General features: G+C 37.8%; 25 protein-coding genes and 1 riboswitch. Of the genes, 22 read left to right on the forward strand and 3 right to left on the reverse strand.

Translation table 11 applies throughout. The features are described 5' to 3' along the window. Window positions 1–25: 25 nt before the first annotated feature. The 9 genes from LIZ98_RS03505 (at window position 26) to LIZ98_RS03540 (ending at window position 9,442) form a co-directional block, all read left to right on the forward strand. Window positions 26–757, forward strand: a complete 732-nt coding sequence (locus LIZ98_RS03505) for a pseudouridine synthase (RefSeq protein ID WP_034770731.1) — start codon at window positions 26–28, stop codon at window positions 755–757. 213 nt (window positions 758–970) lie between these two features. Beyond that, window positions 971–1,498 (forward strand): thiol-disulfide oxidoreductase ResA, encoded by a 528-nt coding sequence (gene resA, locus LIZ98_RS03510; protein WP_034770729.1) that lies wholly within the window; start codon window positions 971–973, stop codon window positions 1,496–1,498. Between the two features lie 18 nt (window positions 1,499–1,516). After that, on the forward strand, window positions 1,517–3,166 hold the full coding sequence (gene resB / locus LIZ98_RS03515; RefSeq protein WP_227138995.1) for a cytochrome c biogenesis protein ResB: 1,650 nt from the start codon (window positions 1,517–1,519) through the stop codon (window positions 3,164–3,166). Further along, the gene (gene ccsB, locus LIZ98_RS03520) at window positions 3,159–4,349 is read left to right on the forward strand and encodes a c-type cytochrome biogenesis protein CcsB (protein WP_108898220.1); all 1,191 of its coding nucleotides are present in this window, start codon (window positions 3,159–3,161) and stop codon (window positions 4,347–4,349) included. Before resB ends, ccsB begins: the two co-directional genes overlap by 8 nt. A gap of 254 nt (window positions 4,350–4,603) precedes the next feature. Further along, on the forward strand, window positions 4,604–5,320 hold the full coding sequence (locus LIZ98_RS03525; RefSeq protein ID WP_034770721.1) for a response regulator transcription factor: 717 nt from the start codon (window positions 4,604–4,606) through the stop codon (window positions 5,318–5,320). Continuing rightward, window positions 5,317–7,080 (forward strand): ATP-binding protein, encoded by a 1,764-nt coding sequence (locus LIZ98_RS03530; RefSeq protein ID WP_216405817.1) that lies wholly within the window; start codon window positions 5,317–5,319, stop codon window positions 7,078–7,080. Before LIZ98_RS03525 ends, LIZ98_RS03530 begins: the two co-directional genes overlap by 4 nt. A gap of 345 nt (window positions 7,081–7,425) precedes the next feature. Then, the gene (locus LIZ98_RS17920) at window positions 7,426–7,557 is read left to right on the forward strand and encodes a hypothetical protein (protein WP_255601990.1); all 132 of its coding nucleotides are present in this window, start codon (window positions 7,426–7,428) and stop codon (window positions 7,555–7,557) included. A 192-nt stretch (window positions 7,558–7,749) separates the two neighbouring features. After that, on the forward strand, window positions 7,750–8,451 hold the full coding sequence (locus LIZ98_RS03535; protein WP_227138994.1) for a peptidoglycan DD-metalloendopeptidase family protein: 702 nt from the start codon (window positions 7,750–7,752) through the stop codon (window positions 8,449–8,451). A gap of 128 nt (window positions 8,452–8,579) precedes the next feature. Then, window positions 8,580–8,715, forward strand: a riboswitch (FMN riboswitch). Between the two features lie 157 nt (window positions 8,716–8,872). After that, window positions 8,873–9,442 (forward strand): ECF transporter S component, encoded by a 570-nt coding sequence (locus tag LIZ98_RS03540; protein WP_034770713.1) that lies wholly within the window; start codon window positions 8,873–8,875, stop codon window positions 9,440–9,442. A 55-nt stretch (window positions 9,443–9,497) separates the two neighbouring features. On the opposite strand, the gene LIZ98_RS03545 is transcribed toward LIZ98_RS03540, so the two are convergent. Further along, on the reverse strand, window positions 9,498–9,746 hold the full coding sequence (locus tag LIZ98_RS03545) for a ferredoxin (RefSeq protein ID WP_034770710.1): 249 nt from the start codon (window positions 9,744–9,746) through the stop codon (window positions 9,498–9,500). A gap of 213 nt (window positions 9,747–9,959) precedes the next feature. Between LIZ98_RS03545 and LIZ98_RS18080 the strand changes: the two genes are divergently transcribed. From LIZ98_RS18080 to LIZ98_RS03585, 8 genes are all read left to right on the forward strand, one after another. Beyond that, window positions 9,960–11,027, forward strand: a complete 1,068-nt coding sequence (locus LIZ98_RS18080; protein WP_227138993.1) for a YpbB family protein — start codon at window positions 9,960–9,962, stop codon at window positions 11,025–11,027. A 28-nt stretch (window positions 11,028–11,055) separates the two neighbouring features. Then, complete coding sequence (locus LIZ98_RS03555; protein ID WP_227138992.1) at window positions 11,056–12,546, forward strand: RecQ family ATP-dependent DNA helicase; 1,491 nt, start codon at window positions 11,056–11,058, stop codon at window positions 12,544–12,546. Window position 12,547: 1 nt separating this feature from the next. Continuing rightward, window positions 12,548–13,138 (forward strand): CPBP family intramembrane glutamic endopeptidase, encoded by a 591-nt coding sequence (locus tag LIZ98_RS03560; protein WP_227090993.1) that lies wholly within the window; start codon window positions 12,548–12,550, stop codon window positions 13,136–13,138. Between the two features lie 36 nt (window positions 13,139–13,174). Next, complete coding sequence (locus LIZ98_RS03565) at window positions 13,175–13,471, forward strand: hypothetical protein (RefSeq protein ID WP_108898214.1); 297 nt, start codon at window positions 13,175–13,177, stop codon at window positions 13,469–13,471. A gap of 123 nt (window positions 13,472–13,594) precedes the next feature. After that, complete coding sequence (locus LIZ98_RS03570; protein WP_041846351.1) at window positions 13,595–14,050, forward strand: YpbF family protein; 456 nt, start codon at window positions 13,595–13,597, stop codon at window positions 14,048–14,050. 95 nt (window positions 14,051–14,145) lie between these two features. Further along, complete coding sequence (locus LIZ98_RS03575; protein ID WP_227138991.1) at window positions 14,146–14,733, forward strand: adaptor protein MecA; 588 nt, start codon at window positions 14,146–14,148, stop codon at window positions 14,731–14,733. Window positions 14,734–14,873: 140 nt separating this feature from the next. Then, the gene (locus tag LIZ98_RS03580; RefSeq protein WP_041846352.1) at window positions 14,874–16,151 is read left to right on the forward strand and encodes a Glu/Leu/Phe/Val family dehydrogenase; all 1,278 of its coding nucleotides are present in this window, start codon (window positions 14,874–14,876) and stop codon (window positions 16,149–16,151) included. 199 nt (window positions 16,152–16,350) lie between these two features. After that, window positions 16,351–17,319, forward strand: a complete 969-nt coding sequence (locus LIZ98_RS03585) for a YpdA family putative bacillithiol disulfide reductase (protein ID WP_227138990.1) — start codon at window positions 16,351–16,353, stop codon at window positions 17,317–17,319. Window positions 17,320–17,583: 264 nt separating this feature from the next. Here LIZ98_RS03585 and LIZ98_RS03590 read toward each other — a convergent pair whose 3' ends face one another. Continuing rightward, window positions 17,584–18,555, reverse strand: a complete 972-nt coding sequence (locus LIZ98_RS03590; RefSeq protein ID WP_041846354.1) for an asparaginase — start codon at window positions 18,553–18,555, stop codon at window positions 17,584–17,586. Between the two features lie 89 nt (window positions 18,556–18,644). Here LIZ98_RS03590 and prsW point away from each other — a divergent pair, with 89 nt between their 5' ends. The 5 genes from prsW (at window position 18,645) to LIZ98_RS03615 (ending at window position 24,328) form a co-directional block, all read left to right on the forward strand. Next, complete coding sequence (prsW, locus tag LIZ98_RS03595; protein ID WP_041846355.1) at window positions 18,645–19,334, forward strand: glutamic-type intramembrane protease PrsW; 690 nt, start codon at window positions 18,645–18,647, stop codon at window positions 19,332–19,334. A gap of 197 nt (window positions 19,335–19,531) precedes the next feature. Further along, entirely contained in the window at window positions 19,532–20,134 is a 603-nt protein-coding gene (locus LIZ98_RS03600) for a TetR/AcrR family transcriptional regulator (RefSeq protein WP_216407387.1), read from the forward strand. Window positions 20,135–20,326: 192 nt separating this feature from the next. Then, complete coding sequence (locus tag LIZ98_RS03605; protein WP_227138989.1) at window positions 20,327–21,649, forward strand: purine-cytosine permease family protein; 1,323 nt, start codon at window positions 20,327–20,329, stop codon at window positions 21,647–21,649. Window positions 21,650–21,677: 28 nt separating this feature from the next. After that, window positions 21,678–22,772 carry an S-methyl thiohydantoin desulfurase family protein gene (locus tag LIZ98_RS03610; RefSeq protein ID WP_216407383.1) on the forward strand — a complete coding sequence of 365 codons (1,095 nt, stop codon included), beginning with the start codon at window positions 21,678–21,680 and terminating at the stop codon, window positions 22,770–22,772. Then, the gene (locus tag LIZ98_RS03615) at window positions 22,772–24,328 is read left to right on the forward strand and encodes a hydantoinase/oxoprolinase N-terminal domain-containing protein (protein ID WP_227138988.1); all 1,557 of its coding nucleotides are present in this window, start codon (window positions 22,772–22,774) and stop codon (window positions 24,326–24,328) included. Before LIZ98_RS03610 ends, LIZ98_RS03615 begins: the two co-directional genes overlap by 1 nt. A 466-nt stretch (window positions 24,329–24,794) precedes the next feature. Here LIZ98_RS03615 and LIZ98_RS03620 read toward each other — a convergent pair whose 3' ends face one another. Continuing rightward, a complete protein-coding gene (locus tag LIZ98_RS03620; protein ID WP_227138987.1) occupies window positions 24,795–25,409 on the reverse strand; it encodes a hypothetical protein in 615 nt (204 codons plus the stop codon). Window positions 25,410–25,553: the final 144 nt, after the last annotated feature.

Below are 25,553 nucleotides of genomic sequence, written 5' to 3' on the forward strand. Positions count from 1 at the left end.
AATAAATTAAAGGAGTGTCCACTATTTGGAAAGACTACAAAAAGTTATTGCCCACGCAGGTGTTGCATCAAGAAGAAAAGCTGAAGAACTCATAAAACAAGGGAAAGTAACTGTTAATGGGAAAGTGGTAACGGAATTGGGTTTAAAGGTTAGTTCAAAAGATTATATTGAAGTAAATGGAATTAAAATTGAACAAGAGGAACCCGTTTACTTTTTACTTTATAAACCTAGAGGGGTTATTTCGGCAGTTAGTGACGATAAAAACCGAAAAACTGTACTCGATTTTTTCCCGGAGATAAATAAACGAATTTATCCGGTTGGCAGACTTGATTACGATACTTCCGGTTTATTACTGTTGACCAATGATGGCGGGTTTGCAAATCTTTTGACACATCCAAAATACGAAATTGATAAAACATATATTGCCAAAGTAAAAGGCATACCGAGCCGGGAAGATTTAAAAAAACTGCAAAAAGGGGTTCGGTTGGCAGATGGATTAACTCGTCCGGCAAAAGTAAAATTTTTATCCGGGGATCGGAAAAAGAACAGTGCAATCATTGAAATCACCATTCATGAAGGAAGAAATCGCCAAGTCAGAAGAATGTTTGAGCAAATTGGCTATCCGGTAATGAAATTAAAGCGGGAAAGTTTCGCCTTTTTAACTTTACACGGATTAACAGCCGGGGAATATCGACCGCTGACGCCCCATGAAGTAAAACAATTAATTGCCTTAGCGAAAAGCGGACCGTCTTATTAATCATGAAGGAATCATATTCCAGCGAAATTGGGACATCCGAAAGTTGAAGCCAACCTGTAGGATGTCTTCCTGTCAAAAAAATGTAAAAAACGGCAGAAATGTTGAATAGTCTTTGAATATTTATTTTAGCCATGTCACAAAAAGTTCATATTTATAGGATAATATTATTCTGCAAAAATGGTATAATCATATAAAAAATGGGAGGGGTTTCATATGAAAAAAAAGCGAAGACTCGCTCTCAGAACAATCATCCTAACGGTGCTATTAGCAGCAATTTTTTATACATTGTATGCCAATTTAACGAAAGATACACGAAAAACGGCAGCTGTAGGAGAAGAAGCACCGGATTTTGTGTTAAAAGATTTAGAGGGAAATGAACATCGTTTGTCTGATTATCGTGGCAAAGGTGTATTTTTAAATTTTTGGGGAACTTGGTGTAAGCCGTGTAAAACAGAAATGCCCTACATGGAAAATCAATATCAGCAATATAAGGACCAAGGGGTAGAGATTATCGCTGTTAATGCAGGAGAAACGAATTTAGCGATTGAAACATTTGCCAAACAATATCAATTATCATTTCCAATTGTCGTTGATCACACGGGTGAAGTTCAAAAAGCATACGGTATCTATCCTTTACCGGCAACTTTTCTAATTAGTCCTGATGGTAAAATAGTCGATTATATTGAACAATCCTTAACAGAAGACATGATAAAAAACTATATGGAGCGGATTAAACCGTAAAATGAGGGGGGGAAGTTCATGGAAAAAGTAAAGTGTGAATGCGGTCATATCAACCCCCATGGAACCATTCTTTGTGAAGCATGCGGAAAAATATTAGACGAAAAGATGAATCAAAATGAACTGCTGGATATGAGATATGAAGGGAGTGCAAGAAGATCCCAAACATATAACAAAACGATTATTGATAAAGTGTGGAATTTTTTTTCATCAGTGAAAGTCGGAGTAACCTTAATCGTCGTTACGCTAATTGCTTCAATTATCGGAACCGTTTTACCGCAGGAAGGAAATTTGTCGATACAAATACCGGTGAATCAATATTATGAGGAAAGATATGGCTGGTTTGGGAAAATTTATTATACGCTTGGTTTCCATGATTTATACGGATCTTGGTGGTACTTATTACTGATTGCTTCCATTGGTGTTTCGTTAGTCATTTGTAGTCTGGACCGGGTTATCCCTCTGTACAAAGCATTGAAAAATCAAAAAGTCACTCGCAATTCCGGGTTTTTAAAACGGCAACGACTATATAGTGAAAAACAGATTGATAATACCGTTGGAGATATTGCGATAGTAAAAGAAAGATTAACGAAAAAACGTTATAACGTGATGGAAGAAAACGGGAATTTGCTGGCGGAAAAGGGCAGGTTTTCCAGATGGGGCCCTTATATCAATCATATTGGATTAATTATTTTTCTCATTGGAGCTATGCTTCGTTTTGCACCGGGATTTTATGTGAATGAAGCGCTATGGATTAAAGAAGGCGATACGTTAGCAATCCCCGGTACAAATAAAGAATACTATCTTACGAATCACCAATTTATTTTGGAACTATATGATGAATCCGATGGTGAAGTATATAAGGAAGCGCTTAACCAAAAAGGTGGGGTTGTCAAAAACTACCAGTCTAATATTACGTTGTATAAAGCAGAAGCGTCATTACCCGGGGAGAAACCGAAATTACATAAATTGGAAGATTACCAGATTCAAGTGAATAAACCATTAAAATTTGATCAATATGCTATCTATCAATCAAGTTATCGCTTGAACGAAATTGCAAAAATGACATTTTCATTAACCGATAAACAAAGCGGACAAACATTTGGGGACATTACGATTGATTTAACAAATCCTGAGGAAAACTATGATTTAGGTAACGGTTATCACGTTGAGTTAATGAGCTATTTTCCTGATTTTCAAATAGTAGATGGTGAACCTTCAACAAAATCGAGTAAACCGGTAAATCCGGCTTTTGCTTTTAAAATGGTTACACCGGACAAACCACAAGGAGAAGTTAGTTTTGCTGCCATTCAACAGACGATCGAACCGATAGGTGAAAATAAATATAAAATGACTTTCAAATCAGTAGATACTGTGAATTATAGTGGATTGACGGTCAGAAAAGATTTAACTTTGCCGATTATTGCGTTGGGCGGCGTAATATTTTTGATTGGTGTTGCGCAGGGTTCGTTCTGGTACCATCGCAGGATCTGGTTGAAACAAGAAAACGGAGTCATTTTGTTAGCCGGTCATACAAATAAAAATTGGTACGGTTTTGCAAAGGAGATTGAAACGATCGTTCACGGAACAAAAATTCCAGTTCCCGTTGATCAAACTTTGTTAAAAGAAAAGAAAGCCATGGAAGGACAAGGGGGGAAGTCAGTTGGTTGAACTGAGCGGCAATTTATTATTTGCAGCTTTTGTTTTCTATTTGGTAGCAATTTTATTTTTTGGGGGAGCGATTAGACAGAAAAAAGGGTTAGAAGGCAGTCCTTATCAGAATAAACCGGTTCGAAGCGGAAAAATCGCTATGACGCTCACGATTTTGGGATTTATTTCTCAACTCGGTTATTTTATTACAAGGTGGATTGCGGCAGGACATGCACCTGTTAGCAATATGTTTGAATTTATTACGTTTTTTAGCATTATGATGGTGGGAGCCTTTATTATCATTTATTCAATTTATCGATCCACCGTTCTCGGTTTGTTTACCCTGCCGATTGTTTTAATCATCATCGCTTATGGCAGCATGTTTACGAAAGATGTAACGCCGCTTATCCCGGCATTACAAAGTTATTGGCTGCCCATTCATGTGATGACAACCGCAGCCGGACAAGCAATTTTGTCGATTAGTTTTATTGCCGGATTAATTTATTTAATCAAAACGATTGACGCATCAGCACCTCCAAAGAAACAATTTTTTTTGGAAATGATCTTATACTGTATCAATGCCGTTATTGGATTTATCATGATTAAATTGGTTTTTTCAATAATGAACTATCAAGCCGTTTTTGAATGGGTGGATAAAGAAGGAAATACCTCCACATTAAAATATACTTTACCTGCAATTTTGGGACCCAATGAATGGAACTTGTTAACAGCAGGAAGAATGGAACCAATCTTGGAAATGCCTGCAATCCTTGAAGCACAAAAATTTAATACAGTTATTTGGTCCTTTATTGCAGGCACGGTTCTTTATATATTGATTCGCTTAATAACAAGGAAAAAGGCAGCCCGGCTATTTCATCCGTTTGTGAAAAAAATTAATGCCGATTTTCTCGATGAAATCAGCTATCGATCAGTATTGATCGGATTTCCTGTATTTACACTCGGCGGACTCGTTTTTGCGATGATTTGGGCCCAAATTGCGTGGACCAGGTTTTGGGCATGGGATCCAAAAGAAGTATGGGCATTGATCACTTGGCTCTTCTACGCTGCTTTTCTTCATTTACGCCTTTCTAAAGGTTGGCATGGTGAAAAATCAGCCTGGCTTGCGGTCATCGGATTTGGCATCATTATGTTTAATCTTGTTTTTGTCAACCTGATTATTGCCGGATTACATTCCTATGTGTGATCGTCCTATTAAAAATTATTGATAAGAACAGTGAATTTTGACTCTATATGTAAAAGTTTTTTGAATGAAATAAGTGAAATGTGACGTATTTGTCACATTTTGGCGGTCTCCATTATTCATTATTGGAGACTTTTTTTATGGGAACATTTATACTAGTAGTGACAAAAAGTTTTTTGGTCACTTTTGTAATCGTGAAATAAATATAGAAAAAAGTTGTCGATTTTTGTACAATATTGGTAAGGAGGGTTAACCTTATGGAACAAGAAGTGAAAATTTTAATTGTTGATGATGAAGAACGGATTAGAAGATTATTGAAAATGTATTTAGAGCGGGAAAATTATTTGATCGATGAAGCACAAGAAGGAAACGAAGCTTTAGAAAAAGCACTGGCAAATGATTATGATTTGATCATACTTGATCTAATGCTACCCGGAAGAGACGGCATAGACGTTTGTCGGGAAATCCGAGATAAGAAAGCAACACCAATCATTATGTTGACGGCAAAAGGTGAGGAGGCAAACCGGGTTCAAGGCTTTGAAGTCGGTACAGATGATTACATTGTCAAACCGTTTAGTCCACGAGAAGTTGTTCTTCGCGTAAAGGCACTTTTAAGAAGATCGTCTGTAACAGGCTTTTTACAAACAGATACAACAGCAAAGAATGTCCTGGTATTCCCACATTTAACAATAGATCATGATGCGCATCGTGTATTGGCAAACGGAAAAGAAGTAAGTTTAACTCCTAAGGAATATGATTTGCTGTATTTTTTGGCCAAAACCCCTGATAAAGTATTTGACCGAGAGCAATTATTAAAGGAAGTTTGGCATTATGAATTTTTCGGGGACTTGCGCACCGTCGACACCCATGTCAAGCGTTTACGGGAAAAATTAAGTAAAGTGTCGGAAGAAGCGGCAAAAATGATTGTAACGGTTTGGGGCGTGGGATATAAGTTCGAGGTCGTTCATGAATGAAATGGAATAGTGTTGTCTTAAAACTTTGGGCAACGATATTATTGCTCGTTTTCGTTGTTTTATTTGTGTTATTAGTTTTAATCATTCAATTTTTCAATGATTTTGTTGGTGAACGAGCAACAGATTCTTTGACGAATACGGCTTATAGGATTGCGGTTAATCTTGAGAGGCATGACGATTTGGAATTTGGTTTGGAAGTTGCCTGGGAATTGTTGGATGATGTAACAAACGCAATTATTATTACCGATGAGGATCATATATACTATTCACAACAAGATGATGCTGAAAAATTTACTTTAAACTATTTTTACAATGATCCTGTATTTAAAAAGGTTTTCACTGGTAACAAAACAGTCAAAAAAGAAATACAATTATCCTCGGAAACGGGCAATGTCGATCAAGCATTAATGATTGGCGTACCGCTGGATAAATTTTCCAATCAAAAAGGTGCTGTATTTATATACCAGTCATTAGATGTCATGAATGATACAATGAAAGCCACTAATAAAATTATTATGTGGTCTGCTTTAATTGCCTTTATCTTAACAACCGTTTTTGCGTTTTTCTTGTCAACGAGAATTACTGCCCCGCTTCGGAAAATGCGTGAATCTGCTGCCGAAGTCGCGAAAGGAAAATTTGATGTAAAAGTACCGATTTTAACACGTGATGAGATCGGTGAATTGGCGAAAACATTTAATCAAATGCGGAAACAATTGAAGATTAATGTGACCGCATTAAAACAGGAAAAAGAGCAATTATCAAGTATTTTAAGCAGTATGGCTGACGGAGTGATTACCTTTAATAAAGCAGGGGAAATCATCGTTACGAATCCGCCGGCACAACAATTTATTAAAGCATGGGAAAAAGAACAAGAAATTAATAATGATACTTCCAAAATACCTCAAAAATTAATCAACCTGATTAACGATGCGGTTGCGAATGAAACAGAACAAACAGGAGAAATTTCTTTTCAAGGGAAATATTGGACAGTTATTGTTACGCCTCAATTTGATGAACAATCGATTCGTGGTGCAGTTGCAGTATTGCGTGATATGACTGAAGAAAGAAAACTGGATAAACTCAGGAAAGATTTTATTGCAAATGTCTCTCATGAATTAAGAACCCCTATTGCCATGTTGCAAGGGTACAGTGAGGCGCTGATGGATGATATTGCCGCCAGTGAACAAGAGCGAAAAGAAATTACCACGGTTATTAATGAGGAATCTCAGCGTATGGGGCGGCTAGTTAATGAGTTGCTCGACTTGGCGAGGTTAGAATCGGGTCAAATGCGCCTGTACAAAGAAAATGTTGAAATAAAACCATTCATTGAGCGAATCTCTAAAAAGTTTATGGGGGTTGCAAAGGTTAGTAATGTCCGATTAGAAATACAAGTAGAAACATTGAAAAAAGTTTATACGTTTGATCCGGATCGTATCGAGCAAGTACTGACGAATTTAGTGGATAATGCAATTCGCCATACACATGAAGACGGTCTGGTCCGAATCATTGTTAAAGATAGCGAAAAAGGGCTCCAAGTTGAAGTGTCCGATAATGGGTCCGGCATTCCTGAAGAAGATCTTCCGTTTGTCTTTGAACGATTTTATAAAGCCGATAAAGCGAGAACGAGAGGTAGATCCGGAACCGGTCTTGGGCTGGCCATTGTTAAAAACATTATTGATGCCCATCAAGGAACGATTTATGTAAAAAGTAAAATCGGCCAAGGTACGACATTTGTTTTCGTTTTACCACAAGAAAATTAAAGAAAGTTGTAAATATTTGCCGATAAATCTTGTTTCATACGGAACATAGAAAAGCGGCGGCGGCCAGTTAGCAGCCAGTTTTTATGCATTACACTTAAATACAAGGGCTTTCCCATCATAAAAGTAGTTAGAATGTATGGGCGCCCTTTTTTTATACGTTTTGGGTATAAATTTCCGGGAAGTTTCACTTTATCACCTTAACGGGAAGTAAGACCCCCACCTCAAAGGTCGTCGGTCTGCTTTTCGTCATTTTTTTCGCTGGAAAATTATTTAATCCAGATTATCTAGATGACTAGGCAAATTCAAAGATGGAGATGGCAACCGAAAAAGCCGGGTCATTAGGTCGTGAAGGATCGTCGAAAAATAATCCGAAAAAACGTTTTTCATCGTTTCAAGACCGTGATGCTTTCTGTTGATGGCACGCCTGATGTTCCTGTTGCGCCAAATTTAATTGATTTACATGCAGTGACACCATAAATGAGTTGCCATATTAATCATTGTTAAATGATTCAAAAACAATTTTTTCCATCGACATTCACATTTTTTTCATTTTTTCCGAATAAACTTAGGTGAAATAATCATAATAATGTAATGTGGTTTTATTGTCATTTTTTGGACAAGCACTATTTGAGAATGTTCGAAGGTATGATTAATTTTAGGAGGAAAATAATGGTTGAATATATAAAAAGACTGCTGCTTGGCATAATTATGATGGTAATTATCACCATTCTTATTATCGGAAGTAAGCAATCAATCGCAAGGGCCGAGGGGATGGAACTGTCATGGATTTGGCCTGCAGACGGTGTTATTACCGATGTATTTGGCACAAGGAATGGTCAACATAAAGGAATTGATATCGCCGATGTAACAGGGACTCCGGTATTATCTGTCGATGACGGTCGTGTAAGTAAATCATATTATTCTGATACATATGGTCATGTTGTGTTTATTAAACATGAAACAGGTTATGAAACGGTCTATGCCCATTTGTTTAAAAGAGAAGTTCAAGAAGGACAAATGGTTGCTAAAGGGCAGAAGATCGGATTGATGGGCAGTACTGGTGAATCATCGGGCCCCCATTTGCATTTTGAAATACATCAAAATGAATGGACGGAAACGAAAGAGAACTCCATAGACCCGACAAAAATTTTCGGTATCGGGGAAATCGGCCAGCATGTTAGTGCCGGTTCAATGCCTACCAAAGCTGTAGAGGTGGGTAAAACGCTATCCGATAAGTACACAGTTAAATCCGGTGATACGCTTTGGGGAATTGCCAATAAGTACGAAACAACAGTTCATGATATAAAACAATTAAATGATTTACAGAGTGAAATCATTGTACCCGGCCAACAATTAGTGGTGGAACAGTAGAAAAGCATGCCCGGCCATTCGGAGGTTTTAGATCCATTTCATTTTATCTTTTTACTAAAAATACGCAGGATGTAGGTTTTTCTACTTTACAATTTTGTTTTTATATAGTATATTAAATAAAAAATATGGTTCATCTTCGGGGCTGGGTGAAATTCCCGACCGGCGGTAATAAGGTGTATCCTTTAAGCCCGCGAGTCTAATTTTTAGACAGGATTTGGTGAGATTCCAAAGCCGACAGTATAGTCTGGATGGGAGAAGATGGAGGTTTCGGTTTGTTCTGTTTTCATTTCAGGACGTTTATTTAACCTGCTATTAAACAATCTCCCCGAGGAATTTTTCTCGGGGTTTTATTGTGAGGAAGAAATCGAAACCAATTCTTCTTCTTTCTTTTGTGATGAATCACAAAAAAGGAGAGGTAGAAATGAAAAAATTTAATGTCAAAGCTTTTGTAACCATTGGAATGCTTAGTGGAGTCGCGTATGTTTTAATGCTCCTGAACTTTCCACTCCCGGGTTTCCCAACGTGGTTAAAAATTGATTTTAGTGATATTCCTGCGTTGATAGGGGCCATGATTATGGGACCGGCAGCAGGAATACTAATCGAGTTAATTAAAAATTTATTGGATTTAATTTCAACCGGCAGTGAAACAGGTGTCCCAGTTGGTCATATTGCCAATTTTGTCACCGGAATCTGTTTTATTTTGCCAACGTATTTTGTTTATCTAAAAATTAAAACGACAAAAGGCTTAACCATTGCTTTAGCAACTGCCAGTGTGATTACGGCACTTGTGATGAGTGTACTGAATTATTTTGTATTTATCCCGATGTATGGCTACTTTTTAAATTTCCACTTGCCGAATGAAGTAGTTGTTCAAGCGATTTTGCCGTTTAATTTACTAAAAGGAATATTAATATCCGCTGTTTTCTTTGGATTATATATCAGGATGCAAAGTTGGATTCAAAAACAACAGTCTGCATTTAACCAGGTATAGATATTAAACATTAGTATAAAGGGACCGATATGAATAGTATCGGTCCTTTTACACATTACTCAAATTTGTCCGGGTCCCCATCAAAAGGTTCATCACTGACACGAATGGAATCAGTCGGACAGCCTTCGAAAGCATCCATCATATCGTCTTCTAATATTTCAGGTACTTCACTCGTACCGGTATTATCGTCAAGTATTACATATGCAATACCTTCATCATCATAATCATAAATATCTGGAGCAGCAGCACCACAGGCACCACATGCGATACATGTTTCTTTGTCAACGATTGTATATTTGCCCATTCCATTATAGCCTCCTTTATTTATTCGTCTCTCTTTACATGAACGAAGGGAAGACATCTTTTATTGTAAAACTCGGGCAAAGACTTTTCAATAGATTTGTAGCTGGAAATGATCCAACCTTGTTGATTATTGACAATTAGTTGAAAATCTACCTGGAGAAAAGAAAACCATTCGTTGCAACGAATTCATGGTAAAATAAAGGTGGTGATACCTGTGAACTACTTTTATGCTTTAATTTTGTACTGTATATACCAATTTAAAGATGAGCGATCAATTAAAGCTGTCCAATATTTGTTAACCGGAAAAAAATCGACACAAACATTACAAGATGCAGTTTGGTATTCATTACAACATCTTTACTCAGTATACCCGGAAATGGACGCTGATGCTTTTATTGATACAGTGAAAAAATTAGAAAAAACCGGGTCAATAGTTATTTCCGATAAAACGGTCACGCTGACTGATTCAGGCAAAAAAGTACTTTCCGAGTTGATGTCGGGATATCCGATACCGGACCACTTAAATGGTTGGCAATTTCACAAAATTGAACAACTTTTTTGGCAAAGACTAACCCTACTCATTCAAATACTTACTAATTGGGCCTATAGTGAAACGAAATTTATTCCGGTTGTTAGAGACTATCCAATCCAAAACTGGGTGAAACGTTGGCTTGGAGAGAAGCGGCAAATTTATAACAAAAAACAATTATCACTACGCTTATATCATGAACTTTTTACAATTTTTGAAATTTGTGAACAGAACCGAGAAAATCCTGATTATATCGTAGCGAGATTTACCGGCTATCAAAAACCGGGCTACACCTCAACGCAAATTGCCAAACAAGCTGCTGTAGACGAGACATATTACCTATTAGCATTTCGCAGCTGCCTTCATTTTATGATCAAAACCATTTGGCATGAAAGAGGTGAATTTCCAATCCTTTCTTCATTGCTCGCTGATCGAAAGTCACCGTGGACTTTAACCAGTTCAAGTTGGGAAACATATAAATTTTTAAAATATGGAAAGAACGTTGAGGAAATTGCAAAATTTCGTAAACTAAAGAAAAGTACCATTGAAGACCATATCATTGAAATTGCTTTACTGGATCCGACATTTTCAATTGAAACTTATGTAAAACCAGAAACACAAAAACGAATAACCGAAGCGGTAAACCTTTTACAAACGAGAAAATTAAAAACGATTAAAGACTATTTGACGGATATTGATTATTTTTCAATTCGCTTAGTCTTATCCAAAATGAATGACAAAAATGATGTTTAATTATGATTAGGAAAAAATAGGTGGGAAAATGGAGTTAGAAAAGATTTTATATGAAAAATTTTCTTATACTCAGTTTCGAAAAGGACAAAAGGAAATTATTCAATCCATTTTGAACGGAAAGGATACGTTGGCGCTTTTACCAACCGGAACAGGGAAATCATTATGCTACCAACTGCCGGGTTACTTAATGAAAGGGATGGTCTTAATTATTTCCCCGTTGCTTTCACTCATGCAGGATCAAGTTGAGCAGATGAAAATACGCGGTGAAAAACGGGTTGTTGCCATCAATTCGTTTTTAACAAGGGAGGAAAGGCGATCGGTTTTGCAGAACGTTCACAAGTACAAATTTATATATATTTCGCCTGAATTAATCCAAAACGATTTTATTTTTAAAAAAATAAAGTCCGTTCCAGTTTCTTTATTAGTTATTGACGAAGCTCACTGTATTTCCCAGTGGGGATATGATTTTCGTCCTGATTACCTTGAACTGGGACGGATTCGCCGCGAGTTGGGAAATCCTGTTACCTTAGCACTAACAGCGACTGCCCGGGAAGATGTTCAAAATGATATTAAAAAGTTCTTACATATGGAAAATGCCGAGGAATATATTAATTCTGTAGATCGGCCAAATATCGCTTTACAAGTAATCAAAGTCCGAGATTATCAGACAAAAAAACAACATTTGTTTGAACTGGTCAAGCAATTAACAGGCCCCGGTATTTTATATTTTTCCAGTAAAAAATTGGCAAATGAAGTTGCAAAAGAGTTGAATGAACGTTCTCTTGGCCCGGCGGCAGCTTACCATTCCGGGATCGATCAAGAAATGCGGATATTACTTCAACAACAATTTCTATATGATGAATTAAAAATAATGTGTGCAACAAGTGCATTTGGCATGGGTGTAAATAAAGAAAATGTCCGTTATATTATTCATTTTCATCCACCGATCAATCTCGAATCTTATTTACAGGAAATTGGTCGTGCCGGACGAGATGGAGAAAAAAGTATTGCTGTTATGCTTTATGCGGACGACGATATCTTTCTCCAACAACAATTGTTAGAATCCGAATATCCAAGCGATATTCAAATCGACCATTTTTCACGGATTCAACGATTGAAAAATTTTCTCAACAATATAGACGGGAATGTCCCGGAGAAAACAGCAGTCCCTGAAGGTTATACCGAAGTACAATGGCGACTGTTATGGAAGTTTTATATAAATAGTAAAGACGAAAATGATTTTAAAAGGAAATTGCGTTCATTTATTGACGAAAGGCTGGCAATTAAAAAGGTGAAACTGCAAGAAATAACAGATTGGATTGAATATGAAGGTTGTCGGCGAGAGCGATTGCTGATGAGCTTCCAGGAAACAAAAAGAGAAAGACACGATAATTGTTGCGATAATTGTGGACTCGATTTATCATGTTATCAACAAGCAAATGCACTAAAGAAACAGGTTCTTCCGATTAATTGGCGACATAGACTGGCGGAACTATTTTCGATAGAAATGGAGATATGAAGTGAAAAATCGACAAAAACAAATGATTGACCAATTGTCCGATCAGGAACTTTTATTAAATTTTTACATTTCTCAAGCACTAATTTTTTTTATTGCGGTCCTCCTTGCCTTTTTCCTTTTTCCGGATTTCCTAGACGTCTTTCAATTATTCGATTTCAGTAACATCAAATCCATCCTCATAATTGGCGGAGGAGCAGGGACGCTTGTTGTCTTCATTGATTTTTTACTAATGAAATTTTTACCCTTAGCGTATTTTGATGATGGGGGAATTAATGAACGATTATTTACAAATCGTGGTGTTGTTCCGATTATTTTCATGACTCTGCTCGTTGCGTTTTGTGAAGAATTATTGTTTCGCGGTGTCTTGCAAACGAAATTTGGTCTTGTCACGGCAAGTGTTATTTTTGCACTCGTTCATTTCCGTTATTTATTCAATAAATTTTTATTTTTTGATGTCATGGTATTAAGTTTTTTTATCGGTTTCATATATGAGTGGACAGGAAATCTGGCCGTTTCGTTCTTTATGCACTTTGTTATCGATTGTTTATTAGGGCTGTTTATTTATTTTAAAAACCTCCCCAAACAGAAATAAAAGGTTGGGATGTTTAATTAAAGGGAGTGGCTGATAATGGTGCAACAGGATCAGGCAGAACGATTGAGGAAATTGTCTCAACAACAACAAGAAGAGACGATCATGGCTTCCCATTTGCCGTCACGGAGCGAGTATCATAAGAAAAAACGGGAAGCTGCCAAAAAGAAGAAAAAGAAAAAAAGGAAAATGCAAAATCCTTTAATAAAAATTTTAGCGTTTATTTTTTTGCTATTACCGATTACGATAGGTCTTATCTACTATTATCATGTTCTTCATTCAGAGGAAGATCCGGTTAAAGACGATGATCATTTTGAACAAGTTGAATTTGAATAGAGAGTTCAAGCAGAGGGAATTTTTCCATCCCTCTGATTTTTAATGGAAAACTCAAGGAATATGTTGTACAGCTTGCCCATATTTTTAATATATAGATATTATGTATGGGGGAGCTGGGTTGTTGTGGAAGATGCTATTAAAAATTTGGAAGATTGGACCGATGAAGCAACAAAAGAAATGTTGCAAAATGTTGTTAAGCGAAAAAGAAAGTTTGATAAATATGAAAAACGTCATCTGATTGTTGTTTGGTTAACAGTGTTTGGATTTATTATGTACGGAATTTATTTATATATATCGGTTTACCAACCAAATTCATACTCGGCTGCTGAGATGTTCAATACTTTTGTATCAAATTCACAGAATGGGTATTATTTATTCGCCTTGTTTGGATTATTTGGATATATGAATGTCTTGAAAAAGCAGATGGATAAATATGAAAAGGAATATCATGCGCTGCGTTGCGAAATTATTGATAAAAGTGCGGATTTATGGAAAGGTGAAGGATGGGAAAAACGCCATCTTGTATTTGAAATGATGAAAAATAAATATGATATAAATTTGTATCATGAAAATAAATGAGGAGCGGTTTCCTGAAATTATGACTGTACCAAGAACAAATAATTAAATTTTTCATACGATACAATAGGAGTTGCAACAGTCAGGAGGCCGAACTTATGCGGTTAGAGCGAATTGATGGAAACCAAATAAAAATTTTTTTGACATATGATGAATTGGTGGAACTTGGACTTTCAGAGGATGATGTGGATAAAAATTCTTTAAAATGGCATCAACTCTTTTTCAATATGATAAACGAAGCCTATGAGGAATTTGAACAATTTATGGAAGGGACAATTATTACAGAGGTATATTCTCTTCAAACTCAAGGGTTGGTTATTTCGTTCACGTTAAAAGAGGATGATGATTTTAGTTTTGAAAATGATCTATTTCAATCTCAAGATTGGAATGACTCCACTCAAGTAAATGCAGAGTTCTTATATCTTTTTACAGATATAGAAAACTTGCTCCAATTTGCCCACCGGATTTATCCGGTTTGGCAGGGAGGCTCGCTTTTTACCTATAAAAATCATTACTATTTATATTTACTGATTAACGATGAAACAAAAATTGACCAAATCTCCTCAATCCTCTCTGAATACGGGGACAATTCCCCCATCACATATGCATTTCTTGAAGAATACGGTCGATGTTTAATCAATGAATCTGCCATTCAAATCTTGATGAAACATTTCCAAAATCTATGAGTCTCTTATGAAAAGAGACTCATATCGATTCATGTTGCTTTAGTCCTGCAAACCCTGTCATTTTCCTTGCATTATATTAAATTCTGTGTATACTTAGTTTTGAATAACAAATATTTGTCGGTGTATTAGGAGGTTTACAAATGACCACCCAAAAGGGTTCAGAGCATTTCGATACTGAAGAAAAAAATGATGTATTAGCATCAACGCAAACGATAATACGTGAAGCACTTGATAAATTAGGTTACTCAGAAGACGTATATGAATTGTTAAAAGAACCTCTCCGGATGATTACAGTAAAGATTCCGGTTCGGATGGATGACGGTACAACGAAAGTTTTTACCGGTTATCGGGCACAACATAATGATGCGGTCGGTCCGACAAAGGGAGGAATCCGCTTTCATCCTAATGTTACTGAGCGGGAAGTCAAGGCACTGTCCATTTGGATGAGTTTAAAATGTGGGATTGTCGACCTGCCTTATGGTGGAGGAAAGGGCGGGATTGTTTGTGATCCACGGACAATGTCGTTTCGAGAGTTGGAAGCTTTAAGTCGCGGCTATGTAAGAGCGATCAGTCAGTTGGTCGGTCCGACAAAAGATATTCCGGCACCGGATGTTTTTACTAATTCGCAAATCATGGCGTGGATGATGGATGAATATAGCCGGATTGATGAATTTAACTCACCGGGATTTATTACCGGGAAACCGTTAGTTTTAGGCGGTTCACATGGACGAGATTCTGCAACGGCTAAAGGTGTTACGATTTGTATCCGTGAAGCAGCCAAAAAGCAGGGATTTCAATTAGAAGGAGCCCGTGTTGTCGTTCAAGGATTCGGTAATGCTGGCGGCTTTTTATCAAAATTCATGCATGATGCCGGTGCCAAAGTAATCGGGATTTCTGATGCTTACGGTGCGTTGTATGATCCGGATGGTTTGGATATAGATTATTTACTGGATAAAAGAGACAGTTTTGGAACGGTAACGAATTTATTTAAAAATACGATTTCCAATCAGGAATTACTGGAATTAGATTGCGATATACTTATTCCGGCTGCAATCGAAAATCAGATCACCGAAGAAAATGCACATCGTATTAAAGCAAATATTATTGTTGAGGCCGCAAATGGTCCGACAACTTTAGAAGCAACAAAAATTTTAACGGAACGCGGAAAATTAATCGTCCCTGATGTGTTAGCTTCAGCGGGGGGCGTGACCGTTTCCTATTTTGAGTGGGTACAAAATAATCAAGGATATTACTGGTCAGAAGAAGAAGTAGAAGAGAAATTAGAAAAAATTATAGTCCGAGCGTTCAATAATGTTTACAATACCGCTGCCACCAGAAAAATAAATATGCGGTTAGCTGCTTATATGGTTGGTGTTCGTAAATTAGCAGAAGCATGCCGTTTTCGAGGTTGGGTCTAATTATTGTATTTTTTTAAGTACGAAAATTGATTGAATAAGGCAATTCCAGATGCTGGAATTGCCTTATTCCATTAATTTAAGTTTAAACCTCCACTTAACTCGCTTTAAATTAATGTTGAAAGAATGCCCTTATTCTCCTATCATTAGATTAAAAGAAATTAACGGTCACATCAGATGAACTTGTTGAGGAGGATTTACTATGCATTATGAGGAGTGCATCATCGTTGGCGGCGGTCCTTGTGGGTTAGCTGCAGCTATTCGTTTAAAAGAAATTGGGATCAACCCATTAATTATTGAAAAAGAAAATATTGTTCATTCAATTTATCGATTTCCAACACACCAAACTTTTTTCAGCTCAAGTGATCGATTGGAAATTGGCGGTGTTCCTTTTATTACGGAAAACCGCAAACCGACTCGCAATCAAGCTTTGGCATATTATCGTGAAGTGGTCAAAATAAAACAACTGCGGATTGCACCGTTTGAAGCAGTCGAATCGGTGGGGAAAACTGGAGACCTTTTTACCGTAACTACCTCAAAGGATCGATATGAAGCAAAATTTATTATCATCGCAACCGGGTATTATGATCACCCAAACGATATGAATATACCCGGAGAGGAATTATCGAAAGTATTCCATTATTTTAAAGAGGCACATCCTTACTTTGGCCAAAATGTTGTTGTTATCGGGGGTAAAAACTCAAGTGTCGATGCGGCTTTGGCACTTCAGCAAGCAGGAGCGAAAGTAACGGTCTTGTATCGCGGTTCCGAATATTCAAATCATATTAAACCATGGGTGTTGCCTGAATTTGAGGCAATGGTGAGAAACGGAAAGATTGCGATGGTGTTTCAAGCGAATGTAATTGAAATAACTCCAAATTCAGTTATCTATGAGGTTGACGGAAAAAGAGAAGAAATAGTTAATGATTTTGTTTTTGCGATGACAGGGTACCATCCGGATCATCGTTTCCTAACTAAAATGGGGGTAACCATCGATCCGGTAACCGGTCGACCATTTTTTAACGAAGAAACAATGGAAACTAATGTGGAAGGTATATTTATTGCCGGTGTGATTGCTGCCGGAAACAATGCAAATGAAATTTTTATTGAAAACGGTCGATTTCACGGGGACTTAATTGCCAGTGAAATAAAAAAACGATTAAATTCATAATATCTTAGAAAATGGACCTGCTCTGTCTGTAAGAAACTACTTAAAAAAAAGAGATCCGAAAGCAATAGTTCTTTTTGAAAAATTAAGTGTAAAAAATGGCGTTTGTTTTTGGATAGGTGGTATTGACCAAATCAAAAGAAAACTAACTTACAAAACATCGCTTTTTCTTAGTAACGATAATGAGAAGAGGATAGGAAAAGTATGCTATCCTCTTAGTTTACGTTGTATAAATATAGTTTCGACTTGATCAGTAAAGGAAAACAACTATTCATGAAACCAAGATTCAATTTTTTTAAGATCATTTGTTTTTTCTAAAGCTATTTGTAATTTGATTCTTGCTTTTTGACCGTTTAATCCGTTTGAAAATATGATTCCCATTTGTTTTAATTGAACGCCGCCGCCTTCATATGCATAAATATCCTCGACAATACCGTTGAAACAGCGGGAGACTAGGACAATTGGAATTTTTTTATCCAATAATGCTTTAACCCCCGGCAAACACATCGGCGGTAAATTGCCTTGTCCAAGTGCTTCGATAACCAAACCGTCAATATTCATTTGACTTAGATAGTAAAAAAGTGATGCATCCATGCCGGCGTATGCCTTGACAAGTTCAACTCGCTTTGTCAGCTCTTTAATTGTCAGCTTTGATTCCAATTTTGGCTGATAATGGAAAACAATTTCTTTTTTTGTAACAATGCCTATCGGTCCATATTGCGGACTTTGGAAAGTTGATAAATTACTCGTGTGTGTTTTTGTTACATTTTTTGCGGTATGGATTTCATCATTTAATACGACAAGAACACCTTTACTTTTTGCTTGATCGTGAACCGCCGTGCGAATCGATGTTAAAAAGTTATAAAATCCGTCCGTACCAATTTCATTGCTTGACCGCATTGCACCGGTAATAATGATCGGAACATCGGTTTCAATGGTCAAATTTAAGAAGTATGCTGTCTCTTCCAAAGTATCTGTTCCGTGGGTAATGACAAATCCGTCAACACCACCTTTTTCAAGATAACGATCGATGATTTTCTTTATTTGTAACATCTCTTTTGGTGTAATATGTGGTGATGGAAGATTGAATGGAGTTTCGAAAATGATATCGGCCATTTTTTCCATTTCATCAGCTTTATCTAATAATGGATTGGATAAATGTGGCTTAACAGATTTTGAATTCGCATCTTCATACATTGATATCGTTCCACCAGTAAGAATAACAACTATTTTCTTCATAAAATCCTCCAAGTGAACAGTCTTTTACATATTTTCAATTTTTTTTATTCATGATACGATGGTAAAAAAGAATTGAAATGAGGCGGGTCATGTTTACAATCATTTCAGCCGGTATTGCACCTGGTTTTGCCCTTCTATCCTATTTTTACTTAAAAGATGAATACGAGAAGGAACCTCTCAAAGAAGTATTTCGCATATTTTTACTTGGCATGATTATGGTATTCCCTATTATGTTTATACAATATGTACTGGAAAAAGAGCAAGTGTTGCCGCTCGATTCCGTAAAAGCATTTACCACCGGTTTTTTAGAAGAGTTTTTTAAATGGTTTATCATTTATTTTACTATCTATAAATCTATGGAATTTGATGAGCATTATGACGGGATTGTTTATGGGGTGTCCATTTCACTGGGGTTTGCTACAGCTGAAAACATATTATATTTGTTAGGAAATGGCATCAAATATGCGATAGGCAGAGCTATTTTACCGGTATCCAGTCATGCATTATTTGGCGTAATCATGGGATATTATATTGGAAAAGCAAAGTTTATGAAACAGGACGAACATCATCCATGGATGTTCTATTCATTAGTTTTTCCAATTTTATTGCACAGTTTATACGACTATATTTTGTTAAAAGAAAAGGTTTGGTTAATGATCATTATTCCGTTTATGGTGTTTCTTTGGTGGTTGGCATTGAGAAAAGTAAAAAAAGCGAAACATAATCAACTCCATTACAGGAAAGTGACGGACATTTTTTACCGTGATTCGGGCGGTTAAAAGGTAATCGAATAAAACTTCTTATGGTCTAAGTAAAAACTGGGGCTGTCCAAAAAGTCAAAATTAATGAATTTTTGGACAGCCCCTTTCTTTTTATAGTAAAAATAATTTATTTAACGTAAATTATCAAAAAAATTGTTGACATGTCGAAAAATAAGGAATATAATCAAAGCTAACATTCATTAGGTGGTGATATATTGCATAAAAAATTGATTAGTGCCGCTCTGAAAAACTATGCCTTATATGGATATCATGGGGCAACGATGAAAAAAATCGCGGATGAAGTTGGGATTAAGCCGGCGTCGATTTATTTTTTTTATAAAAATAAGGAAGAGTTATTTATCGCTGCTTTTCAACAGCTGTTAGACCGTCACTTTCAGAAAATGGAGAGCATTTTCCATGAAAATCAGGACAAGCCGGTGAAACAGATTTTTACGGAAATGATTCATGGGATTGTATCCCACCATACTGGGGATATGCAAGGAACGGATGCGTATATTTCACTGGTGACATCACCGATTGATGAAATTTCCCAATATCTCCATCAACATATGCAGCGATATAATAACTGGCTTGTTGACACGTTGCAGTCGAGCTTGCGGAAAAGTTATCCACAGATTACAGATGCAGAAATGAATCGTATAATAAAGCAATTTGTCCTTATCGGTAATGGCGTTTTTTGGGGAATTAAATTGTATAAGGGAAAGGATTTTGAAGAACAGGTGGTACTTGCGATTCAGATTCTTGAATCCTTATTCGATGAATTGAATGAAAAATATGTTTCTACGAATAAACCGTAATTAGCCGCAATTTGAAGAGCCATGAATAGCTTTAATTTAACGAAATATGTCAGAAAAAATGGAATATAATTTATTTCGCGATAGCAGAAGTGTTGAATATTTAACCTAAATAGTCAGAAAATTGAATACATAGGGTTATTACATTCGTTGAACCTTTGTAAATAGTAAAGCAAACATAGGAGGATATGAATAATGGGTAACGGAGCAAATAATAAAGCAGCAATGGGAGATGATTATTCACTGACAAGGGTACCGATGTCTGCACGGCAATCGCTATGGAGTATTACGATTGTCCGTGTTGGGGCGTTGGCGACCATATCACAATTTATTCTTGGAGCTTCCCTGGGATATGGGATGACATTTTGGCAGGCCTTTTGGGCTACCATGTTCGGCAGTGTCATTTTGCAAGTCATTAGTTTTCTTCTCGGTTATGCCGGAGCACGGGAAGGACTTTCTACGAGTCTGCTATCGAGATGGACGGGATTTGGCAGACATGGTTCCAGTATTATCGGTGCCGTCATTGCGATCTCCTGTATCGGCTGGTTTGGTGTACAGAACTCGGTATTTGCGAACGGAATTGTAGAAGCAACCGGAGGCAAATTATCCCTTCCAGTCGCAGCGACGATCACAGGACTTGGTGTTACAGTACTTGTGATTTTTGGTTTTAAACTATTGAGTATTACTGCTACAATTACCGTTCCTCTTTTTTTATTGGCCGTTGGATACGGAATTTTTAAAGTATTGAAGGATCATTCAATAATAGACTTAATGTCTGCTTCCCCTGCTGGAGAGCCAATGTCCATGGGAGCAGCAGCGACGATGGTAGCCGGCGGATTTATTATCGGTGCTGTTATTACACCGGACTTTAGCCGCTTCGCGAAAAACGGCAAAGATGTTTTTTGGATGGCAACCATTGGGGTTCTCATTGGAGAATTGGGAATTAATATGATTGCAGTACTGATGGCCCTTGCTGCCAAAACGAACGACGTTGTAAGCATTATGGTGACAACCTCTGGCTGGTTTGGTGCATTCGTCGTCATTTTATCTACCGTAAAAATTAATAACTTAAATCTATATTCATCATCCCTTGGGTTTACAAATATTTTTGACTCCGTCTTTAATATTAAATTAAATCGGGGTATGGTTACACTCGTAATTGGGGTTATCGGCACGGTTCTTTCGATTATGGGAATTTTGGATCACTTTGTCGGATTCCTTACATTCCTTGGCGTTCTCGTACCGCCAATCGCAGGAATTATCGTAGTGGAATATTTCATTTTAAAAACCCACCGGAAAGAATTGGACGAATCACGAAAAGAAGGAAAATTGCCAGAGAAAATCAGCAATATGCATCCGGTCACTTTTATCGCCTGGATCGCAGGATTTGCTTCCGGGTATCTGATTACGATCGGTATTCCTTCCATTAACTCTTTAGTTATGAGTGGTTTGGTATATTACGTTGGTGCTGTACTCGTTAAGAAATATAAAAAGCAGCTGGAACGAAATGTGGCTTAATAAATAATCAATGTATGGAGGATTATGAATGAGAAAGATAGGAAAACAGGAAATTGAAGATATTGCTGTTGGTGCAGCTTTACTTGGAACTGGCGGGGGCGGTGACCCTTATATCGGAAAGTTAATGGCGCTGCAAGCCATTGAGGAATTTGGTCCGGTCACCGTATTAGAACCGGATGAAGTTCCTGATGATGCGCTGGTCGTCCCTTCATCGATGATGGGGGCGCCAACGGTTATGCTGGAGAAGCTTCCTAGCGGAGAAGAAGCAATCGAAGCCTTTCAAAAGCTGGAAGAATATTTAGGGGAAAAGGTTTATGCAACTTTTCCTATTGAAGCGGGTGGATTAAACTCAATGCTTCCTTTCGCCCTTGCTGCCAGATTGAGGCTTCCAGTAGTGGATGCCGACGGAATGGGAAGAGCTTTTCCGGAACTGCAAATGGTTACCTTTTATCTAGACGGCATTTCCGCAACGCCTGCTGTCATTGCGGATGAAAAAGGCAATACCGCCTTATTATCCACTATCGATAATGTTTGGACTGAAAGAATCGCGCGTGCTGCAACGATTCAAATGGGCGGATCGGTAATGAACGCCATGTATTCCATGCGAGGGAAAAACTTGAAGGAAAGCGGTATTCCAAACATTTTGCAGCTGGAAGAAGAAATCGGAAAAACAATCCGGCTTGCGAAGGCGAATAATGTCAATGCCATTCAGGAAGTGCTGAAAACCGTAGGAGGATTTGAATTATTCCTAGGTAAAGTAGTCGATATTGACCGGAAAACAGAATCCGGCTTTGCCAGAGGTGTCGCAACCTTTGAGGGAATGAATGATTATAAAGATGAAACGTTACAGCTTCGTTTCCAAAATGAACATTTAATCGCACAAACCGAGAAACAGCTGCTTTGTGTAACACCGGACCTCATTGCTGTACTGGATGCAGAGACCGGTTTGCCGATTACAACGGAAGGAATCCGCTATGGTGCGAGATGTGTTGTTATCGGAATTCCATGTCATCCGAAATGGCGGACCGAAAAAGGAATCGAAACGGTCGGTCCAAGATATTTTGGCTATGATCTGGACTATGTTCCGGTAGAAGAGCTTGTGAAAAGAGGGGGGCAAAAGTAATGGAAACCTATCGTATTGGAATAGATGTTGGCGGAACTCATACCGATGCCGTGTTGCTCGATGAACATAATCAGGTGGTGGCAGAAACGAAATCATCAACAACGAAAGATGTAACAACGGGAATTTACGCGGCGATGCATAAAGTCATTACCGAGGCAAAGGTGGATACGAAAAAAATCCGTTATGCCATGCTCGGAACAACCCATTGTACAAATGCGATCGTGGAGCGAAAAGGGCTGAATGAAATTGCTGTCGTCCGTATTGGTGCTCCAGCGACATTAGCGGTAAAACCACTTACCGGGGTACCGGAGGACCTTCGGGATGTCCTTGGAAAATATGTATATCTCGTTCGCGGCGGGCATGAATTTGATGGACGTGAAATTGTTCATTTAGATGAAGCCCATCTTTACAAGATTGCGGAAGAAATAAAAGGAAAAGTAAGCTCCGTTGCCATTACTTCCGTCTTTTCACCGGTCTCAAGGGAACATGAAGAACGGGCCCGGGACATTTTCACGGAAGTACTAGGTTCAGAGATTGCTATTTCCCTTTCTTCTGAAATTGGCTCTGTCGGATTGCTGGAAAGAGAAAATGCGACTATCCTCAATGCATCGGTCGTAAATGTGGCAAAAACTACCGCACAAGGATTTATTCAGGCCCTTAAAAACGAGGGAATAGAAGCGAACGTATTTTTCGGACAAAATGATGGTACGCTTATGTCCATTGACTACGCAGTGACATACCCTATTTTCACTGTTGCATGCGGACCAACGAACTCATTAAGGGGAGCATCCTATTTGGCAGACTTAAAGGATGCCATTGTCGTTGACGTGGGAGGTACCACATCAGACGTAGGTATTCTAGTAAATTCCTTCCCGCGGGAATCTGCCTTAGCTGTGGAAATCGGCGGAGCACGTACCAACTTCCGCATGCCTGATTTAGTTTCCATCGGTTTAGGCGGGGGTACCATCGTCCGGTTAAAGGATAACGGGGAATTTACGATCGGGCCAGACAGTGTCGGCTATCGCTTACCGGAAAAGGCGTTAATCTTTGGCGGAGATACCCTCACCACGACGGACGTTGCCGTTGCCCTCGGAAAAGCGGAACTCGGAGACCCGTCGAAGGTTGCCCATCTCGATAAGGAATTGCTCGAAAAAGTGTATGGGAAAATGGTAGAAATGGTCGAAGAAGCAATCGATAAGATAAAGACTAGTGCAGACCCGATTCCGGTAATTTTAGTCGGTGGAGGAAGTATTCTCTTCCCGACGGAATTAAAGGGTGCTTCCCAGGTGATTCGTCCGGAGCATTCCGGAGTGGCCAATGCCATTGGATCTGCCATTTCTCAAGTGAGCGGCCAAATCGAAAAAATCTATTTGCTGGATGAAGTTGGACGTGAAAATGCGTTGGAACAAGCGAAGGAAGAGGCGAAGGCAGAAGCAGTCAATGCCGGTGCCGACAAAGACAGCCTCGTTATCGTGGATATAGAAGACGTCCCATTGGCATACTTGCCGGGAAATGCTACAAGGGTTCGGGTAAAAGCGTCCGGTGCATTGCAGTAAAAAGTATATCTGAAGCTGGCTGTGATGTTGCAAGAATAGAAAAGGGCGGTCAGATAAGTCCTTAAAAAGAGGCAAGAGGAGATAAATTTTTTATTTTTCTCCTCTTGCCTTCGTATTTTATCTGAAAGTAACGGGCTAGTGCCATTACTTTCAGTATGTTTTGGGCTAAAGCCAGGATTCCAAACTCGACATGAACTTTGTCGAGTCCCCCAAGGTGAAAGCTGCATTGTTGATATCTTTTTTATTCTTATGAGTTTGTTCTTGTAAATAGCTGCCATAAGGATTAAGGAAATCAAATCGCGGCTCTTTTTCTTCCCCAACGGCATAGACATAGTTCTCTTCGCTACCATTGCCTGCATCGGTAGACTTTTTTGGGCACTGGTAAAGATGTAGCTACTAATTTGTCCATATGCGGAATGAAAAAACGTGTATCTGTTGGGCGTTGGACAGCCTCAGTCTTTTAGTTTTACGATAACGATTGTAATTCACTTTCCAATTGTTTAATTACTTGGTTTATTTGAGTCATTTCATCCGTCAGCTGTTTTTTCATTTCTTCATTATCAAGGTTTTTCGAGAATTCATCCAGTTTTTCATCAAGTAATCTTTTGTTTTCATCAATTTTACTCTTCAATTCCAGTTTTCTTTTTTCATTGTCCATATTATTTTTCATAGATTGAAGTTGTTTAATTTTATCTTCATAATGGGCAATTTGTTTATCAATTTGTTCTTCAGATAGGAAAGATCTTTCATTAAAATCATTTAACAATGGGATTGAAAAGTTGAACAATGGACTTGTTTCTGCGAAAAACTTTTGCATCTCACTTGAAAACTTTTGAAATTCATTTTCAATATCTGTTTTCAATTGATTAGCAGTGGTTAATTCTTCCCATGTCTGATCAAATAACGTTTGATCTTTATTTTTTACTGCTTCTTCTAATTTCATCCTGTACTTATTAAATGTTTTGTCATCCATAGCATTGGTAGTAAACCGATAGATTGCCCCGTTTGGCGCCTTCATTTCCAATTCTTTTTGACCTTCCATCATTGATTTCCAAAAATCTTTATTAAAAAACGGGAACATCAGGAAACCCTCCTTAGTTTGACTATATTTGACCCTTCCTACTTTTATTAGACCTCATTTCTGGAAGATTTTCAACTAATTTACATTAGGAGCTTTTTGCGATGTACTGATTTTCTAGATTAGATTAAAAAAATTTACTCTAAA

The organism is Caldibacillus sp. 210928-DFI.2.18 (assembly GCF_020554505.1).
In the GTDB taxonomy this organism is placed as follows: domain Bacteria; phylum Bacillota; class Bacilli; order Bacillales; family Caldibacillaceae; genus Caldifermentibacillus; species Caldifermentibacillus hisashii.